This window comes from Sphingobacteriia bacterium (assembly GCA_017304685.1).
Classification (GTDB): domain Bacteria; phylum Pseudomonadota; class Alphaproteobacteria; order Rickettsiales; family 33-17; genus JAFKLR01.
Window position 1 is genome coordinate 575005 of record JAFKLR010000003.1, and the last position, 14248, is coordinate 589252.

Here is a 14248-nt window from a genome sequence, read left to right on the forward strand (position 1 = left end):
AAATTAGTAAACTCATGAAAAAATCTTTAATTAGAAAATCTAACTCGTTTTTAGTCAATAATTTGTTTTCTGAAAATGAATTAAAGGCTTGTAATACACCTTTAGAAAATTCTGAAGATGTTATTTTAAATAAAATCAAACACTTTAATTTTGATACAAATGTTGAAAATTCAATTGAGTTTATAGATCGCTTAACTAAAAATATTTTATTATTTGATGATTTTATTACCCAATTATATCTTTTAAAGATGTTAAAGGATAATATTGATACTAATCTAAATAGTCTTGAGGATTTAAACCAAAGAAGAGTTAGAGGTTATCAAGTTAAAGTTTTTAGTGATATTTTGCTCAATATTATACATAATTACGAATTAGATGAAGAAGAAAAAGCAAAAAGAATTATAGAAATTTTTAAGCTTGATAACAACATTCTTCAATATGTTCCATTGTTTTTTCAAAACCAAGGTTATGTATTTAATAGATGGGGCGGGGAGTTTAATCATTCAGGAATGTTATTAAGCGACATTGTAGGACATGAAAAAACTCAAAACTTATTTGATACATATTTTTCTAAGGATCCCGTAAAAAAATCTATATTTTATAGATATTTTAATGCTAAAAAATGGTTTGAAACAAGTGATTTAGAAGGTCCTTTTTATGAAAATGTTCAAAAGGAAACAGAAGATACGATAATAAGTAATAATTTTTCATTAACCATGTTTGAACTTTCTGATAATAATGAGGGATGGAAAGAATTTTATAGATTTAATGATAAACATAAGTGTTCAAATCACTGTCCTGATCATTGTTCTAGGGATACGCGAAGAAAATATTTTTCAAAGCCAAAACTTGAGCAAGTTGATAATTTAAAATTTGAAAAGGAAGATGAAAAATTAGCTTTAATATATGCTGCCGATTTTGCCACTTTTAAATATACTTCTCCCAATAAAAGTGAGGCCATTAAAAATTTACTAAAAGAACATAATAAAATAGTTTTTAAAGATAATAACTCAGAAATAGTAATGAAAGTACCAGATTTCTATTCAAGCAGAATTTCTCGTATAGAAGAAACTATGAAAGGATTACTTGCAGTTACACCTAAATGGAGCACAAGACAAAAAATTAGATTAGTAATGTTTTCAAATAAGGCTATAAACTTTTTATTAGGTGAAAGTGTAATAAAAAATATTCAATATGTTATTAAATCAGTTTTTTCGCTTGCATTATCATATATTGGACTTTCATATTTTAATCCTAATTATACTACACGCTCATTTTTAAAATGTGCAGCAGCAACATTTGCAAGCTTACAGACAGCTCATACATTAGCTTATGCTATTCCTACATCGCATTCTGAACAGCTTAAAAATGGAATAAAATGTTTTAGAGAAATTAAAAAGGAAGAGAGTGCTAGAAAAATAATTAGCTAATCTCTTTTACCCATTGCATATTCCATAAAGAATTGTTTTAAAAATGTTACTTCATTTATTAAAGCAAGGCCAAATTTTCTAATTAAAGAAATTGGTGGGGATTTTATTCTAAAAAATTTATCTAAAATATCGGTTATCATTATCATATTGAAATCATCAAATTTACGCTTTGATGAATATTCTTCTAACATACGTGATGAGCCAATATCAAGGCCAGTGTTATTGTTTTCTTTTATATGTTCAACTAATACATTAATATCACGAATTGATAAATTTAAACCTTGCCCTGCTATTGGGTGAATTGAATGAGCTGCATCTCCAATTAAAACTGCTCGTTTAGTGAAAAGTCGGTTTGCATATACTAGTGATAATGGAAATACATGCCTTTCAGAAATAAGTTTTAAAGGTCCTAAATAATCACCAAATTTTTCACTTAAAAAACTCATAAATTTATTATCATCAAGCTTGCTTAAAGCAAAAGCAGTTTCTTTTTCTTCTGTCCAAACAATTCCTGAAATATTTTGGCATTGCATTGGAAGAATTGCAAAAGGGCCGCTTGGGTAAAATTTTTCTTGAGCAATAGATTCATGAGGCTTCTCATGTTCAACTAAACATACATTTGAAGCTTGATGATAATCTTTGATTGTATAGTCAATATCAAGCCAGTCGCGAATTTTAGAGAATTTACCATCAGCAACTATCAATAAATCTGCAGTAATTTTAGTAGAATTATCTAATTCAATTTCTGCATTAAAATCGTTTGTTTGAACGTTTTTTACTAAAGCCTTTTTAAATTCTATTTTATTTTCAATAATTTTTTTGTGTAAAACATGCAGTAGAAAGTTATTCTCAATCATGTACCCAAGAGTTTTATACTCAACATCTTTATTATCAAAATGTAAATGAAGTTTGGAATCGTTATCGGTTATTCTAATCTGCTCAATTGGGCCTGCAAAAAGTTTTAAATCATCCCAAATGTCAAATTCGCTTAATATAACTTGCGCTTCATGAGCAATTGCAGAAGTTCTTGGGTCACGCTTATCCGTCGCATTTACATGCAAATCTTTAGGGTCAATTAATACAATTTTTAAATTAGTTTTTTTTGCTAAGCCTAAAGCAATAATGCTTCCAGCAAGTCCTGCACCTACGATTGCGATATCAAATTTTTTTTGCATTATAATTTATCAAAATCAATATTGTTTTGTTTACATGTAGCAAGAACGGTATTTTGCATTAACATTGCTATTGTCATTGGTCCAACACCTCCTGGTACTGGAGTGATATAAGAAACATTTCTCTTCGCTGATTCATAATCAACGTCACCGACTATTTTATCATTAACACGTGTAATTCCAACATCTATTATTATAGCTTTTTTATTTAACCATTCGCTTTTAATAAATTTTGGTTTTCCAATTGCTGAAATAATAATGTCAGCTTCTTTAAGTTCTTTTTCTATATTTTCTGATTTAGAATGTAGAATTGTAACTGAAGCATTATGATTTAATAAAAGTAATGATAAAGGTTTTCCAACAATATTTGACCTACCTAATATAACAGTTTTTTTACCTGTTAAGTTATGACATACACTTTGAATTAATTTAATGCATCCTAAAGGAGTGCAGGGAATTAAGTTAGAAGTGTTATTATATAAGGCAAAGGTGTTTTCTTTTGTAAAACCATCAACATCTTTTAATGGGTTAATAAGGTTTATTATTTCCTGAGTATTAATTTGAGAAGGTAAGGGAAGCTGAATAAGTAAGCCGTTAATCGCAGGGTTATTATTTATTTCTTTGATTAAAGCTTCTACTTCTTTTTGTGTGGTAAATTCTGATAAATGATATTTAAAAGATTTAATGCCTAGCTCATTGCATTTTTTAACTTTATTATCTACATAAATTAAGCTTGCAGGATTGTTACCAATAATTATTACTGCAAGAGCAGGGTTTATTCCATAAGATTTCTTTAAAACCTCAATTTTACCTTGAGTTTCTTTATTAAAATTTTCTGCGAGTTTTCGCCCATCAATAATTTGTGCTTCCATTATTTTCCTATTTTTATGCAAGTACACCTTTTGAGGTTGAATATTCAAAATGTAGAGCCTGGTTAGGGAAAACGAATTTATATGCATCATGTGCTGCCATCGCACCTTCTGCAAAACCATTTAAAATTAGCTTTAATTTTCCTGGGTAAGTTGCAATATCTCCTATCGCATAAATCCCTGGAATTGAAGTTGCCATATTAACTGGATTTACTTCGATATGATGTTTATGCAAGTTTAAATCCCATTCAGCAATTGGTCCTAATTCCATTGCAAGTCCAAAGAATGGTAAGAGGTAATCTGCTTCTAAAGCACGTTCATTGTTATCTAGGTCTTTAACTATTACGGCTTCCAAAATACCATTTTGGCCTTTTAAAGCTTCTAATTGATATGGAATAACTAATTCAATTTTACCAGTTTCTGCAAGTTTTGTTAATTGATCGTGGCTTTCAGGTGCGCATCTGAATTTAGGTCTACGGTGAACTACATATATTTTTTTTGCAATGTCTGCTAAGTTTAATGCCCAATCAACAGCGGAATCGCCACCACCTGCGATTACTAAAGTTTTATCACGATAAGTTTCTTTTTTATTTACTAAGTAAAATACAGATTTTCCTTCATATTCTTCTAAATGCGCAAGAGGTGGGCGATTTGGCCCGAAAGCTCCACAACCACCTGCGATAATAATTGCTTTACAGTGAATAATATTATCTTTTGATGTTTTTACAGTAAATCCGTTTTCATGTTTAATAAAGCCTGTAACTTGTTGATTAAGCAAATACTCAGGCTCAAAAGGAGCTGCTTGTTCTTCAAGCTTTTTAATTAAATCTTCTGCAAGAATTTTAGGATAAGCTGGAATATCGTATATAGGTTTTTCAGGATAAAGAGCTGTACATTGACCACCAGTAAATTCTAATGTGTCAATTACAATAGATTTCATTTTTAGCATACCTGCTTCAAATATTGCGAAAAGCCCTGTAGGTCCTGCTCCAATAATAACTACGTCTGTACTGTATTCCATTTAATTAAATACCCAAATTAAATTAATCGCCTTAAATTTAGTACTATAATAAAGTTTTGACAATAAATTTAATAAAAACTTTTAGTTAATCTTATTTAAATAAAATAAAAATCTTAACGATTATAAAATAAAGTGTTATAATGTAATAAAATTATATGTAAAATTATGGCTGGAAAAGAAAGTAAAAATAATATTATCATAAAGAAAATTAAGAAAGTATCAGGCGGTCACCATGGTGGAGCGTGGAAAGTAGCTTACGCTGACTTTGTAACTGCTATGATGGCTTTCTTCTTATTATTATGGCTTCTTAGTAGTGCGCCACAAGAAGTGTTAAAGGGAATAGCGGAATATTTCACCCCAACTATTGGCATTAAAGGACAAGAAGGCATAGGTTTTAATGGCGGAACAAGCCCTATTGATAAAACTGGAAATCAGGCAGGCAGTTGGGCTAATAATGCTATTCAATTTGGTGCTCCTACTCATGGTAATGTTCAAAGAAATCCTGAAGTTCCTATAGAAAAGGATCCTGATAGTGATAATTTTATAAGCTTTGAACAATCGCTAAAAAGCGCTATTCAAAAAGATGAAACTTTAAAAGAATTTTCTGATCAAATTTTAATAAGTATGACCCCAGATGGATTAGAAATAACTTTAATTGATAAGAAAAATAGACCAATATTTGCTCCTGGAACTGCAAACTTAATGCCATATGCTAAGAATATTTTAGAAAAAGTTGGTGAAATGGTTAAGTTCATGCCTAACTTCTTAGCAATAACTGGCTATACAACAAGTGCAAGTATGCCAAGTAAATTTGATGCGTGGGCATTATCATCTGATAGAGCAAATAGTGCTAGAAGTTATTTAGAATCAACAAAAATTGATGCAGATCAAATGGGTAAAATTGTTGGTAAAGCTGATAGGGAACTTATTAATGCCAGTGACCCTAATGCTCCTGAAAATATTAGATTATCACTTACTTTACTTAAAAATTCTGTAAATCCTTATAAAAACAGGAGTCTTTCTGCACCTGTAGAATTTTCTTCAGGAAATAAAAAATAATTTATATTTAAGTTTTTATATAATAAGAATTTTATAAGTAATAGTTTATCAATAAATTATTCTGAAAATTTATAATAAAATTAAGTTTTTTGTAAAATTGTATTGTGTAATAACAATTTTAAATTTTATACTGAATAATATTACCACCTTAATAAAGTTATTTTATGAAAAACATTAACTTTCACGTTTCACCTCTAACAAATCCAAATAAAATAGCAACTGAAAAAATTGAAATTGAAAATTGGGCTATTGAATTTAATGTATGGGCACTTGCAAATGAAGAAATTAAATTAACTCGGGAGCAAATAAACCCTTATTTAAGTGACTTAACTATAACCGATAAGAGTAAAATGACTTTACTTGAATGGTTAGTGTTTACTTATCAAATTGAATTAATAGAGAAATTGGTTTTAGAAAAGAAATATTTGTTAACTAAAAACCCTATTGATAATTCAAATTTTCTTTTTGAACTTATTAAAACTTATTATGAACTTACTGAATCTAAAAAACTTATTTGCAAAAACATTATAAGTAAAATTTTAAATGATATTAATGATTACATTAATACTCATCAGCATAAATTTGAAAATGAAACTGTAGAAAGTAATTTTTATTTTAAATTATTAGAACTTTCAAATCTATATTTTAAAAGTGGTGATTATTCTTTGATAGAATTTCTTTTGTCAAAAAAAGCGCCATTCCCGGTAAAATATAAAATTCAATATGTTCTTATCAATCCTCATATAAAAATTTACAAATCTATTTCTCTAAAATGGGAAGATGAACTAAAAAAATATAATTTAAATACTCCAGAAGAAAAAGCAGGAAAGTTAAACGAGTTAGTACTAAATTATAGAGCGAAAGAAATAAAAATTGATGAACCAAATTTTAAAAATATTATATTTTTCCTTAGTCAACATTTTTTATACGATTTAGCTTCTGTAAATAATTTAATAAGAGAGGAAATTCAAAAAGTTGATTTATTAAATTTAAAAGCATTAGAATTATTTTTAAATTACATTGAGTATAATGAAAAAAATGAATTAGAAAATTATACATTGAAAGCTTTTAAGCCTACTCCAATTCTTGAATGGTTTTGGTTAATATATTTTGACTTAAATAATTATGAGAAATTTATGGAGTTATACAGAGAAGGAGTGGTTAAAAAAAAATTAGATACAAATGCTAGCGAAAAGCTTTTAGCATTATATGATTTATATGATAAGTTTAAAACTATAAATGTAAGTAATATTAATGAAATTTTCCTTTTCTTAAATAATGGGGCGCCTTTAAATTTAACTGATTTTAAAAATAAATGCTCTTTATTACATAATTCAATTTCAACTGCGATTCGTAGAAGATCATTACATGAATTGATTGAAAAATATCAACCTGATTTTAACAATCCATTATCTTTATTTAATTCTCCGCTCACGTTTTTATTAAGAAAAGGATATAATGATTTTGTATTATTAGCCTTGAAGAAAGGAGCAGATCCTTACGTTAATGATTTAATAGGATATAATTTTATTCATGAGTTAGCCTCACGCAATAATCATAATTTAATGCAAAAAGTACTTAAGCTTTTAAAAGAACAAAATAAACTGAGTGGTTTAAATGCTCAAAATTTTCAGGGTAATACACCATTACATATTGCTGTAAAAGAGGGGAATTTAAATATGGTTATAGTATTACTCGCTTATTCTGCAGATTTATATATTTTAGATAATCATGTTAAAGGAAGAACACCTTTACATTTGCTAGCTAATGACCAATATTTTAATGAAAAGATACTCAAAGAGTTTTTTAAATACAATGCAAATCCAAATTATCCGGATAAAGTTGGAAATACTCCTTTTCATAAACATTTAAAAAGCACTAGAATATCGATATCGAGTTTAATTTTATTTGTTAAAAATGGCGCTTTGTTTTCTCAAGTAAATTTTAATAAAAAAAATGCTGTTGATATTATAATTACTCGGATTTCTTCCATCAGAAAAGATATGAGCTTTAACCCTAAAGATTGTATCTATAAAGCTTTAATTTATGCGCTTTCACTGGGTTTAATGTCAAAAGAATTTACTACAAGCCAGTTAAAAGAATATTCGAGGAAAGTAGAAGAATTTGGTGAAGATTTTATAATAAATTTACAAAGCGAAATTGACAAATTGCGTGAAATTAATAAGGTAAAATGCTTTCGAGTAAATTTAGAGGATTTATCAGAAATTAGATATATATCAAAAGAAGCTAAACAAAGGATTATGTAATTTGGCTTGATATCATAATTAAAAAGTGATTCATCATATTTATTTTTTTGTCATATTCGCCGTCAATAATTTTTTGGATTAATTGTTGAGCAAAATCTTTTTGGGTAATATTTGGATGAGTCTCAACTATACCAGTTATTATTTTAAGTAAAATATTAACTGCTTCAAAGCTTCCTTTTGGCATATCGGCTTTTTTATAAAGAGCCGCAAAGCTTGTTGGACCTTCATTGATTACCATATTTTCAGCAAATTGATCAGGAATTTGCGCAAGTCTTCCCAAACCTAATGCAAAAAAGACTACATCCCCCTTGCATAATGCACGTAGTATTAACGATTGAGTTAATTTATTGTTTTTGTGAAGATGATCCACTAATTCTAAAGTTTTATCTCGATTGGCTAAAACCGATAATTTATTTGCAACTACTTCCTCTTGTGAAGCGTTAGTAACGTCATTTGCGATTTCTGTAGGTAATTTATATTCTTTTATAAGGCGTTTCTTTAAATCCTCTGAAACAACCGAGACTACCCTTTCAATTATAACTGGTGAAAGACCGCCGCGTTCAATTAATGCTTTCATTATTTCATTAGATTCATTTTGTTCTTTAAGTAATCTGGATATACTTTTTTCTGAAATTCTAGCTGTTTTATTATTAAGTAAAGAGGTAGTTACCTCTTCAATATTTTTATCTATAATTTTTTCTGCAACACCTTCCGTTAACCCACTTCTTTTGGTGATAGCCATTAATCTATTTAGTTTTTGTGTACTTTCAATTATTTGGATTAATTCATAATCTTCAAGTACAGTTGAGAATTCTATAATTGGAGTTGCAACTTCATCTTCAATATCGGTAGCTAAGAGAAATGCAGTTTGTTTTCTTAATTCGGGATAGGTTTTTAGGTTTCTTGAAACAATTTTTCTAATTTCTTTATCAGCGTCTTTTACAATCATTTCAACGATTTCAAGAGCAATAACTTTTTCTTCTTCACTAAAAGCGCCACAATCGAGATAAAAAGTAATTTTTTCAGTAATTTGCTTTTTAACATCTGTTGTAGGATTTGATTTTAACTGCTCCAAATCGTTTTGTAATAAAGGCATAGCTACCCAAAAATTTTTATTTTTCAAAAGCTTATATAGTTGACAAGTATTTATAAATCAATAAATTGAAAAAGTTACTATATTAAATACTTATAGTTAAATATTAATCTTAAAATGTTAATAAATAGTTAAAAAATTAAATAAAGAGCGCTTTTATGGTAAAAATTTATCCCGATGCAAGATCTGCTCTCTCTGATGTTCTTAGAGACGGAATAACAATTATGGCAGGCGGTTTTGGACTTTGCGGCATTCCTGAGCATTTAATAAAAGAAATAAGGGATTCTGGCGTTAAGAACCTTACTGTAATTAGTAATAATTGTGGTGTAGATGATTTTGGACTTGGGATATTATTACAAACTCGTCAAATTAAAAAAATGATTTCTTCTTATGTAGGGGAAAACAAACTATTTGAAGCGCAATATTTAAGTGGTGAATTAGAAGTTGAATTAGTACCGCAAGGAACTCTAGCAGAAAGAATTAGAGCAGGTGGAGCTGGCATTCCTGCATTTTACACTAAAACAGGCGTTGGAACTATTGTTGCCGAAGGTAAGGATAAGCGCATTTTTAATGGTGAAGAATATATTATGGAAAGAGCTTTAAAAGCTGATATTTCAATTATAAAAGCTTGGAAAGCTGATAAATCAGGTAATTTAATTTACAGAAAAACAGCCCGTAATTTTAACCCTATTATGGCAACTGCAGGTACTATTACTATTGCTGAAGCGGAAGAAATTGTTGAAATGGGGCACCTAGACGCTGATAACATTCATACACCATCAATTTTTGTTCAAAGACTTTGTAAATTTAAAGATTATGAAAAAAGAATTGAAAGAAGAACTATTAGAACTGAATAAACTTAAAGATGTTTAAAAAGATAAAATAAGAGGAAAAAATGGCTTGGACGCAAGAGCAAATGTGTAAAATAACAGCAGAGCTAGAAATTAATGATGGTTTTTATGTTAATTTAGGAATTGGTATGCCAACTTTAGTTGCAAATTTTATTCCAAGCGGAATGTTTGTAGTTCTTCAAAGTGAAAATGGTATGCTAGGAATGGGGCCATTTCCTACCGAAAACGAAGTTGATCCTGATCTTATTAATGCAGGTAAGCAAACTATTTCACAACTTCCTTATTCTAGTTATTTTGATAGTTCTTTCTCATTTGGCATGATTCGTGGAGGGCATATTGATCTAAGCATTTTAGGTGCATTACAAGTTTCTGATCGCGGTGATTTAGCTAATTGGACAATTCCTGGCAAAATGGTGAAAGGAATGGGCGGGGCTATGGATTTAGTTGCCGGTGTTAAACGCGTGGTTGTAATGATGGAACATGTTGCTAAAGATGGTACAGCAAAGCTTGTTAAAAATTGTTCGTTTCCTTTAACAGGTAGGCATGTTGTCGACCGGGTAGTTACTGATATTGCTATTTTTGATATTTATAAAAAAGATCAGTTACGTGCTATGGAACTCGTGGGTATTTGTAAAGAAGTTACTGTTGATGAAGTTAAAGCAAAAACTGAAGCCGAATTTGTTGTGAGCGATAAGCTTAAGGTATTTTAAATAGTTTTACTTAGTTGGAGTTAAATTCAATGTTAAAACAAGAGCCAAAGTTAAGCGATAAATTAAAACATGCTGTTTTGACCACTACCACTAATCCATTAGAAAATTTTATAGAAAGTGATGATATTAATCTAAAAGCAATTGATGAGAAAACGGGTAATACACTTTTACACTATGTAAAATCAAGTATTATTGCGAGTTATTTAATAATTATACATAAATTGGATGTTAATGTAGCAAATAATCAAGGGATTACTCCGTTAGAATTTTTTATTAAAGATGATAGTTTAAATTCACGTAGAAAAGAATCTATTATTAAAATATTTTTACTCAATGGCGCTAACCCGAATGTAATTGAAGAAGGTAAGGAATCTTTACTTCATTATACGGTAAAACACGATCAAGGGTGTATTGTAAAATTACTTATTAAATCTAAAGCCAATGTAAATGTCGTTGATGAACATGGCAATACCCCTATTTATTACACTAGATGTACTTATATTTTTCATAAGCTAATTGAAGCCAATGCTTCAATAGATCATGTAAATAAAGATGGTCAAACCTTATTAGAGCACATGTTATCAGTAAAGCTAAATAATAAACAGGATGAATTAGCAAGACTTGAAAATATAAAATTATTGTTCAATAAAGGCGTTTCGGTAGAAAGAAAAGATAAACACACTAGAAGTGTAATTCATTTAGCTGTACTTCAAGATGACCCTGTATTATTAGAAGAATTACTAAAATATTACGTTAAATGCGGATTTAATGTTGAAGAAAAAATAAATGAAATTGATGATGAAGGTAACACCGCTTTATTTTATGTACTAGAAACGCATAACGCTAGAGAATTCTATCGCATTTTATTTAGACACGGTATTGATCCAAATATAAAAAATAAAAATGGTAATGCGGTTATTCATAAAAGTTGGAAAGTTAATTTTCTTGAAGATTTTTTATTTTATGGATCATTAAGAGGTGATGAACTTAGAATAAATATCAATTTGACTAATAATTGTGGTCATACACTTGCTCATCATATGATTTTTAATAAATGTCATGATCTACCACATATTATTCATTATTTTTTAAAATATGAGGGTGATTTAAATATTTTAGACAAAAACCGCCAAACATGCCTAGACTTAACTTGTTCTAATCATGATCCTGAATTAAAAAGATACATTGTTCGTAAGGGTGGAAAAAAAGCCGGAAATATTGAACCAGAAAAAAATAATAATATACTTATAAGTAATTTGAAAAGTTATAGATCAGAGCATGAGCCTGAAAAAAAACATGCTTTTGAAAACGCGATTTTAGATATGAACAATAGAACTTTATATCAAAGAAGCTTGGAAAACCTTGGTAATTCAATGAAACAATTTAATGTCATAAATAAGAAATAAAGAACTTACCTTTATTTCTTAGCAAATGGGCTAAAATTTGTGGAGGTCACATTAGAAAAGTTTGAATGAGTTTCTTCAATTTTTTTTCTAATTTCTTTAAGTTTCATTAATTTATTTTGATCTAATGACTTTAAGAAATCATTTTTATTAGAGGCAGCTTCTTTAATTTTTTCTCTTAACGATTCAATTTGTCTTATTTCTAACTTGCCCAACATAAATTTAATTTTCTATTAACTGTTTATTAACTTTAATGTTATATATAATATTTAATTTGTATTTGTCAATGTATAAATAATTTATTAGTTATATAAAAAAATAATTAATTTATTATATTGATTGTTATTTTAAAAATTTCTTATTACCCCTATTGCTTAAACGTAAGAAGCATTCTATTTTAAGATTGTTAAAAATTATGGAGTTTACATAAATGGTACTTACAAACCTAATGAAGCGGGGCGCAGAATTCTTAGGAGTTAGATATGCTTTAATGGCAGGTGCAATGTCATGGGTATCTGAAGCTAATCTTGTTTCCGCAATATCTAATTCAGGCGGTTTTGGTGTAATTGCATGTTCTGCTATGCCTCCACACTTACTTTCCCAGGAAATAGACAAAACATTTGCTAAAACCTCTAATAATTTTGGTGTTAATTTAATAACAATGCATCCACAATTAGAAGAACTTATTGACGTTTGTATAGAAAAAAAAGTTAAATATGTGGTTCTTGCAGGTGGGTTACCAAAAGCAACATCAATTGCAAAATTAAGAGAAAATGGAATTAAAGTTTTATGTTTTGCTCCAGCGCTCGTAATCGCCAAAAAGCTCATTCGTAGTGGCGCTGATGCAATAATCATTGAAGGTAATGAAGCAGGTGGTCATATCGGTCCTGTTACAACTTCAGTACTTGTTCAAGAAATAGTTCCATATATTAAAAATGAAGTGCCTGTATTTGTTGCAGGGGGTATAGGGAGAGGCGAAGCAGTAGCTACTTATTTGCTTCAAGGAGCAGCAGGTTGCCAATTAGGTACACGTTTTGTTTGTGCAACTGAATCAATTGCTCATCCTAATTTTAAACAAGCGTTTATTAAAGCGCAGGCAAGAGATGCTATTCCTTCAGTACAACTAGATGATGAATTTCCAGTTATACCAGTAAGAGCTATTGAAAATAATGCAAGTAAAGAATTTATGCAGTTTCAAAGAAGCGTTATAGAAGAATACCACTCAGGGAAGCTTTCAAAACTTGATGCTCAATTAAAAATAGAGCATTTTTGGGCGGGTGCTCTAAGAAAGGCAGTTATTGAGGGCGATATTGAAAGAGGTTCTTTAATGGCAGGTCAATCTGTTGGAATGGTAACTAAAGAACAACCTACTCAAGAGATTATCGATGAAATCATAGGTGAAGCAACAATTTTTCTTAAAGGGCTAAATCAGGCAGCTTAAATTGGTGGTTCATGTTAAATAAAAGAATATTTCATAAGTTTTTTATTAATTTTATTATTGTTATTTTTCTAGGAAGCGTTCTTTCTGCATGCGGAACTAAGCAGGTAGTTTCTCCTAAATTAAAAGCAAGGCAAGAATTTGAACAAAAATTTGCTGCACGTTTTGGAAAAGAAAGCGCGAATTTAATTGTAAAATATGATTTGTTCGGATTAAGTAATAAAAAGTGCATAATTAGTGACTTTTATGCAGATGCTTATAATGGAAAAGTTTCTATAGATAAGTATAGAAATAATCTTCATAAAGCTTATGAAAAATTCATGTATCTTACTGAGAACGAACTGGAATATAATGTTTATGAAAAGCTCGTTATTCTTTCAAAAAGATATAATCAATTTGCAGGTAAAGTTAATTTATCACCAAAAAACTATGTACCAAAAAAACGTACGCTTATCCAAATGCTTAAAAGTACAGTTAAATTTAATAAAAAATTTCGTTCAATTCCTACTATTCACCCTGTAAAAAAATTTCAAGTTACAAGTCATTTTGGTATGAGAATTCATCCTATAAAACGTAAAAAGAAGTTCCATAGTGGTATTGATTTAGTAAGCCATGCAGGTCATATACCTATATACGCATCAAGCGATGGAAAAGTTGTTTTTGCTGGAAAAGCTGGAACATTTGGCAACTTAATTAAAATTAATCATGGAAATAATATCCACACTTACTATGCGCATCTTGATAAAATATATATAAAAAAGGGTGCGGTAATTAATGCCGGTCAGGTTATCGGTGAAATGGGCACCACTGGAAGATCAAACGGTTTGCATTTACACTATGAAATAAGAATCGGTGATAAAGCAATTGACCCATTTACTTTTGTGAAAATTAATAATTGTGGTGCATGAAGCCTGAATTATTTGCTACTATAACCT

At 29.2% G+C, this 14248-nt stretch carries 13 protein-coding genes; 8 read left to right on the plus strand and 5 right to left on the minus strand.

Annotated elements, in window-relative coordinates:
* Positions 1-14 precede the first annotated feature (14 nt).
* Positions 15-1430 carry a hypothetical protein gene (locus J0H68_02720; GenBank protein MBN8827601.1) on the plus strand — a complete coding sequence of 472 codons (1416 nt, stop codon included), beginning with the start codon at positions 15-17 and terminating at the stop codon, positions 1428-1430.
* Here J0H68_02720 and J0H68_02725 read toward each other — a convergent pair.
* From J0H68_02725 to J0H68_02735, 3 genes are read right to left on the minus strand one after another with little or no spacing between them, the layout of a single operon-like run.
* Complete coding sequence (locus tag J0H68_02725) at positions 1427-2605, minus strand: UbiH/UbiF/VisC/COQ6 family ubiquinone biosynthesis hydroxylase (protein ID MBN8827602.1); 1179 nt, start codon at positions 2603-2605, stop codon at positions 1427-1429. The genes J0H68_02720 and J0H68_02725 overlap by 4 nt on opposite strands.
* Positions 2605-3474, minus strand: coding sequence for a bifunctional 5,10-methylenetetrahydrofolate dehydrogenase/5,10-methenyltetrahydrofolate cyclohydrolase (locus tag J0H68_02730; GenBank protein ID MBN8827603.1), 870 nt, complete (start codon positions 3472-3474; stop codon positions 2605-2607). Before J0H68_02730 ends, J0H68_02725 begins: the two co-directional genes overlap by 1 nt.
* 13 nt (positions 3475-3487) lie before the next feature.
* On the minus strand, positions 3488-4492 hold the full coding sequence (locus tag J0H68_02735) for an NAD(P)/FAD-dependent oxidoreductase (protein ID MBN8827604.1): 1005 nt from the start codon (positions 4490-4492) through the stop codon (positions 3488-3490).
* Between the two features lie 165 nt (positions 4493-4657).
* Between J0H68_02735 and J0H68_02740 the strand changes: the two genes are divergently transcribed.
* Positions 4658-5551, plus strand: a complete 894-nt coding sequence (locus J0H68_02740; GenBank protein MBN8827605.1) for an OmpA family protein — start codon at positions 4658-4660, stop codon at positions 5549-5551.
* Positions 5552-5715: 164 nt separating this feature from the next.
* The gene (locus J0H68_02745) at positions 5716-7818 is read left to right on the plus strand and encodes an ankyrin repeat domain-containing protein (GenBank protein MBN8827606.1); all 2103 of its coding nucleotides are present in this window, start codon (positions 5716-5718) and stop codon (positions 7816-7818) included.
* Here the strand turns inward: J0H68_02745 and J0H68_02750 are convergent.
* Entirely contained in the window at positions 7811-8914 is a 1104-nt protein-coding gene (locus J0H68_02750; GenBank protein MBN8827607.1) for a DUF2336 domain-containing protein, read from the minus strand. The two genes, J0H68_02745 and J0H68_02750, sit on opposite strands and share 8 nt — an antisense overlap.
* A gap of 155 nt (positions 8915-9069) precedes the next feature.
* Here J0H68_02750 and J0H68_02755 point away from each other — a divergent pair, with 155 nt between their 5' ends.
* From J0H68_02755 to J0H68_02765, 3 genes are read left to right on the plus strand one after another with little or no spacing between them, the layout of a single operon-like run.
* Positions 9070-9768, plus strand: a complete 699-nt coding sequence (locus J0H68_02755) for a CoA transferase subunit A (GenBank protein MBN8827608.1) — start codon at positions 9070-9072, stop codon at positions 9766-9768.
* Between the two features lie 38 nt (positions 9769-9806).
* Entirely contained in the window at positions 9807-10472 is a 666-nt protein-coding gene (locus J0H68_02760; protein ID MBN8827609.1) for a 3-oxoacid CoA-transferase subunit B, read from the plus strand.
* Between the two features lie 29 nt (positions 10473-10501).
* The gene (locus J0H68_02765; protein MBN8827610.1) at positions 10502-11878 is read left to right on the plus strand and encodes a hypothetical protein; all 1377 of its coding nucleotides are present in this window, start codon (positions 10502-10504) and stop codon (positions 11876-11878) included.
* An 11-nt stretch (positions 11879-11889) separates the two neighbouring features.
* On the opposite strand, the gene J0H68_02770 is transcribed toward J0H68_02765, so the two are convergent.
* Positions 11890-12093: a hypothetical protein gene (locus J0H68_02770; GenBank protein MBN8827611.1), complete on the minus strand. Its 204-nt coding sequence runs from the start codon at positions 12091-12093 to the stop codon at positions 11890-11892.
* A 212-nt stretch (positions 12094-12305) separates the two neighbouring features.
* Here J0H68_02770 and J0H68_02775 point away from each other — a divergent pair, with 212 nt between their 5' ends.
* The gene (locus tag J0H68_02775) at positions 12306-13316 is read left to right on the plus strand and encodes a nitronate monooxygenase (protein ID MBN8827612.1); all 1011 of its coding nucleotides are present in this window, start codon (positions 12306-12308) and stop codon (positions 13314-13316) included.
* An 11-nt stretch (positions 13317-13327) separates the two neighbouring features.
* The gene (locus J0H68_02780; protein MBN8827613.1) at positions 13328-14221 is read left to right on the plus strand and encodes a peptidoglycan DD-metalloendopeptidase family protein; all 894 of its coding nucleotides are present in this window, start codon (positions 13328-13330) and stop codon (positions 14219-14221) included.
* The last annotated feature ends 27 nt before the right edge of the window (positions 14222-14248 follow it).

Bases quoted from the DNA above. Each gene is read 5' to 3' on its own strand.
- J0H68_02720 (MBN8827601.1), top strand. From the start codon at position 15: ATGAAAAAATCTTTAATTAGAAAATCTAACTCGTTTTTAGTCAATAAT.
- J0H68_02725 (MBN8827602.1), bottom strand. From the start codon at position 2,605: ATGCAAAAAAAATTTGATATCGCAATCGTAGGTGCAGGACTTGCTGGA.
- J0H68_02730 (MBN8827603.1), bottom strand. From the start codon at position 3,474: ATGGAAGCACAAATTATTGATGGGCGAAAACTCGCAGAAAATTTTAAT.
- J0H68_02735 (MBN8827604.1), bottom strand. From the start codon at position 4,492: ATGGAATACAGTACAGACGTAGTTATTATTGGAGCAGGACCTACAGGG.
- J0H68_02740 (MBN8827605.1), top strand. From the start codon at position 4,658: ATGGCTGGAAAAGAAAGTAAAAATAATATTATCATAAAGAAAATTAAG.
- J0H68_02745 (MBN8827606.1), top strand. From the start codon at position 5,716: ATGAAAAACATTAACTTTCACGTTTCACCTCTAACAAATCCAAATAAA.
- J0H68_02750 (MBN8827607.1), bottom strand. From the start codon at position 8,914: ATGCCTTTATTACAAAACGATTTGGAGCAGTTAAAATCAAATCCTACA.
- J0H68_02755 (MBN8827608.1), top strand. From the start codon at position 9,070: ATGGTAAAAATTTATCCCGATGCAAGATCTGCTCTCTCTGATGTTCTT.
- J0H68_02760 (MBN8827609.1), top strand. From the start codon at position 9,807: ATGGCTTGGACGCAAGAGCAAATGTGTAAAATAACAGCAGAGCTAGAA.
- J0H68_02765 (MBN8827610.1), top strand. From the start codon at position 10,502: ATGTTAAAACAAGAGCCAAAGTTAAGCGATAAATTAAAACATGCTGTT.
- J0H68_02770 (MBN8827611.1), bottom strand. From the start codon at position 12,093: ATGTTGGGCAAGTTAGAAATAAGACAAATTGAATCGTTAAGAGAAAAA.
- J0H68_02775 (MBN8827612.1), top strand. From the start codon at position 12,306: ATGGTACTTACAAACCTAATGAAGCGGGGCGCAGAATTCTTAGGAGTT.
- J0H68_02780 (MBN8827613.1), top strand. From the start codon at position 13,328: ATGTTAAATAAAAGAATATTTCATAAGTTTTTTATTAATTTTATTATT.